Raw genomic sequence first — 3,244 nt, 5'->3', positions numbered from 1 at the left:
CTCGGGGGCTTGTTCGACAATTCCGATGATCGTCAGTGCCACTCGGTTGCCGAACGACGTGACCATGATCTCGTCGCCGATCGACAGTTCGAGGTCTTCCGCGACGTTTTCACCAACGACGGCCGAGGTCGATTGACTGTCGTCGGGCAACCACTGACCATCGACCAACTCGTACGGCGCTTCGGTGGCGGGTGTACTGACAAGCGTGGGGCCGACCGGTGGTGCTCCGTTGACAGGGGGACATCGCCGACGAGCAGGTCGAGTGAATTAACCGGAGCGTTCTCGTTCGCGGACCGGTTTGCTTTCGTCGCAGAGACGCGTGAGTTGCTGACGGGATTGACCTCGAGCACGCCCGCGTCGTCGGCGAGTTGCTCGATCAACGTTTCGTCGATCGGAGGAGTCGGCGTACCGGGCGGCCCGGATTGAGGAATGATCAACGCGTCATAGCGGCCGAGGTACTTGCCTGCGTTCTCGTCGAATTGTGATACCAACGCGTCGTAACCGCTGACGACCCAAACGACCGCACAGGTCGATGCGACGATGCCGAGAGTCGTGACGACGGCTCGCCCCGGATGCAGACGCATCTGGGAGAATACCAAACGAACAAGAAAGCGAAGTTGCGTCATGAACAAAATCCGTAGGTGTCAGGCAAGTATCAGGTTGCGATGTCGGAAGCGAGCCTGCGGGACCGTTTCGAAAATCTGGCGAGGCAAAAACGATTCGACGTCTCGCGCTAATTCTGCTCCGTCTCGTCGAGCAACCGGTTGAGGAATGTCATCACATCGTCGTTGTAAACGGTGTCGTCAAACTTCTGGTCACCGTGCCGTGCGCCACCGACTACGACGAGTTCGTTGGACACACCGTTTTCGGTGAGCGCGTTGGAGAGCAATTGCGATTGGGCCATGGGGACGCGAACGTCGCGATCGCCATGGAACATGAGGAACGGTGGGGAGTTCGCCGAAACGTAGGTCAGCGGTGAGGCTTTCGCGGCGAGATCAGGGCGTTTGCGCGGAGACACGCCTAGCATTTTGGCTTCGGGAGATTGGTCGTTCTCGACGTCGTCGTCGGCCCGCTTTTCTTGTAGCTTGACGAGATCGATCGGTCCGTAGAAATCGACAATGCCGAGAATGTTGCCTCTCGGTTGTGACGGTTTTGACGCGAACTCGGCAACGTTCGCGTTGTGGGTCGTGCCGAGCAGCGAAGCGAGGTGCCCTCCGGCGGATGTGCCCATCACAAACATGCGATCCATGTCCAAGTTGTATTGATTGCGGTGTTCGTACAGGTATGCGAGCGCGTCGTTGCAGTCAACAATCGGTGCCGGAAAATTGGCTTGACCAGACAGTCGATATGAAATCGAAACAAACGCGACGCCTCGTTCGAGAATGCGTGCGGCGAGTTGGTCAAACCGCTGCAGGTCGCGAGCCTTGTTGCCTCGCATCCACGCTCCGCCGTGAATCCAAACGGCAAGCGGCGTTTCGGTCTCCTGGTTTTCCTTAGGCAGCAGCAGGTCGAGCTTTAACTCGATGCCGTCGACTTCTTTGAAGGTGATATCGGAGACATAACGCACGCCGGCGGGCAGTTTCGTGCTGATGTATTCTTGATCGAGCGTGGTCGCACCGCGGTCGCGCGATCCTCCACCGCGGTTGCTCCGTTCACCGCCGCCTCGCTGCCGCGTGCCCCGCCGCGATCCGTCACGTTCATCGCCGTTCATGCGATCGGTGCTACGTCGTTCAGCCCGCGATGTCGTCGGTGTCGACTGAGTGGAGTTGGTGGATTCGGTTGCCGCGTTTTCGGCGTTTACTTTTTGCTGGGCGATGCACTCGTTGTGGTGAGCAACGCACCCCAAGAGAAGGATGGTTGCCGCGAGCGACTTGGAAACTTTGGAGACTAATGACATCGAAGGTATTGAATGAATTGGAGGTGAAGCCACATCGGCTTCGACGGACAGAATGCCGGTAGCAATACGCATGCCACCACCGGGCGCAAAGAAAACGGCAGCGATTCTAATGAACCGCTACCGGATGTTTGGCGTTTGTTTCATCGTCGACGGCGGAATTGCCGTCGCGATCGAGTGAAGTGCCGTTGGCAAAACCCGAGTCTATTTGAAAGACTGGACAGGCAGCGGCGCTCTACTGCTGCGAAGTCACCGTTTCGACTTCGCGTCCCATGCGGGTCCAGCTCGCGTGCCAGACTTCTCGGTCCACCGAATCGGTCACAAAGTGAACGCTGCCGTCAGCGAAGACGGCCATCGCACCACCGGTGTGATTGCTGCGGGCCGTGTTGACTTTCGCCGAGCGATAGGTGAAGTCAGGGACGCGTGAGTTCGGTGTCATGCGGCCGACCAAGAGAGGACCGTTCGGCGCGGTTCCGCGGAGCCAGTACTCGCATCGCGTGCCGCTCCAAGTGGTCGTTGCGTCGTAAACCGCATCGAAGTCACCACTGTCCATTTCGTTGAGGAAGTCGCTCGGGTTTTCAGTCGAACGATAGATTTGCGAGGTGATGAGGTTGTTGGGCAGACCTGCCGCGTCGCCGCCTGGGCCACGCAACGTTTCGGCGAACGCCAACGTGTTGCTGGTTCCATCGAGGATGGATGCGAAACGAATTTTTGCGTTTGCCCAGCACAAACCGTCGGCTTCGTAGGACGGGTGAAACGAGTGGTCGACGCCGCTGCCTTGGTTCATGCCGTAGTTGGTTCCCGCGATCGGAATCTCGGCACCTGATGGCATCGTCAAAATATGTTCGGCCGGCTCGGGATCGCTTGGGCAAAGAAACGCGGGGACTGCCGTCTGTGCGGCTTCGTGCAGTTCCATGGGCAGGTCGTCCTTGCCGGGGTGCCCCATTTGAACGTTGAAGTCGATTAGCTCCATCAGGTTTTGTTGCTCGAGGAAGGGCAGCAACTTGGCCTGCGGAGAGTAGTCATTGAGATAGCCGATTCCGTCGTATCCGGCATTGGGGAAGTGTTCGTTGTAGGCCGATGCGTAGTTGTGCAACGCCAACCCGATCTGCTTCATGTTGTTGCTGCACGACATGCGACGAGCGGCTTCGCGGGCGGCCTGAACGGCGGGCAGCAAGAGGCCGACGAGCACGCCGATGATCGCAATCACAACGAGCAGTTCAACCAGCGTGAACGCGTCGCGGCGCTGCGATCTCGCAGAATCCGACGCGGCGTGTTTTGTTCGGTGAGGGGGCGTTGGCGACGGTGAGGAAGACGAAACGGTGATCACAGATGGAGTTTCTGTGTGCA

General features: G+C 58.6%; 4 protein-coding genes. 1 reads left to right on the top strand and 3 read right to left on the bottom strand.

The features are described from left to right. Positions 1-150 (bottom strand): hypothetical protein (locus RSSM_RS34400; protein ID WP_236620866.1); only part of this gene is annotated, 150 nt, incomplete at its 3' end. A 583-nt stretch (positions 151-733) separates the two neighbouring features. Continuing rightward, positions 734-1,897: an alpha/beta hydrolase gene (locus RSSM_RS01125; protein ID WP_236620864.1), complete on the bottom strand. Its 1,164-nt coding sequence runs from the start codon at positions 1,895-1,897 to the stop codon at positions 734-736. Between the two features lie 52 nt (positions 1,898-1,949). Here RSSM_RS01125 and RSSM_RS35150 point away from each other — a divergent pair, with 52 nt between their 5' ends. Next, complete coding sequence (locus RSSM_RS35150) at positions 1,950-2,075, top strand: hypothetical protein (RefSeq protein ID WP_261340242.1); 126 nt, start codon at positions 1,950-1,952, stop codon at positions 2,073-2,075. Between the two features lie 54 nt (positions 2,076-2,129). On the opposite strand, the gene RSSM_RS01120 is transcribed toward RSSM_RS35150, so the two are convergent. Further along, the coding region (locus RSSM_RS01120; RefSeq protein ID WP_449314185.1) for a DUF1559 family PulG-like putative transporter at positions 2,130-3,244 on the bottom strand (1,115 nt) is incomplete at its 5' end.

Origin of the sequence: Aporhodopirellula sallentina SM41, assembly GCF_000346505.1 — a bacterium.
In the GTDB taxonomy this organism is placed as follows: domain Bacteria; phylum Planctomycetota; class Planctomycetia; order Pirellulales; family Pirellulaceae; genus Rhodopirellula; species Rhodopirellula sallentina.
Note: the sequence above shows the minus strand (reverse complement) of the source record. Positions and strands in the feature narration are given on the sequence as shown.